1 protein-coding gene is annotated in these 561 nt (G+C 45.8%); it reads right to left on the reverse strand.

What is annotated here, in order from left to right; all coding sequences use genetic code 11:
• A partial coding sequence (locus tag D8803_RS09760) for a hypothetical protein (protein WP_411756590.1) occupies positions 1 to 561 on the reverse strand: 561 nt, incomplete at both ends.

Below are 561 nucleotides of genomic sequence, written 5' to 3' on the forward strand. Positions count from 1 at the left end.
TCTGAATCAGCAAGCACAAGCGCAAGCAACAGTGCATCAACGTCTGACTCAGCAAGCAAGTCTGCTTCAGAATCAGCAAGCACAAGTGCAAGCAACAGTGCATCAGCGTCAACAAGCGCATCTGTATCTGATTCAACAAGCGTAAGCAATAGCATTTCTGCTTCAATCAGTGCTTCAGAATCAGCAAGTACAAGTGCAAGCAACAGTGCATCAGCATCAACAAGCGCATCAGTATCTGATTCAACAAGCGTAAGCAACAGCATCTCTGCTTCAATCAGCGCTTCAGAATCAGTAAGTACAAGTGCAAGCAACAGTGCTTCAGCATCTGACTCAGCAAGCAAATCTGCATCAGAATCAGTAAGCACAAGCGTAAGCAACAGCATCTCTGCTTCAATCAGTGCATCTGAATCAGCAAGCACAAGCGCAAGCAACAGTGCATCAACGTCTGACTCAGCAAGCAAGTCTGCTTCAGAATCAGCAAGCACAAGTGCAAGCAACAGTGCATCAGCGTCAACAAGCGCATCTGTATCTGATTCAACAAGCGTAAGCAATAGCATTTCT

Origin of the sequence: Streptococcus oralis (genome assembly GCF_003943385.1) — a bacterium.
Classification (GTDB): domain Bacteria; phylum Bacillota; class Bacilli; order Lactobacillales; family Streptococcaceae; genus Streptococcus; species Streptococcus oralis_CA.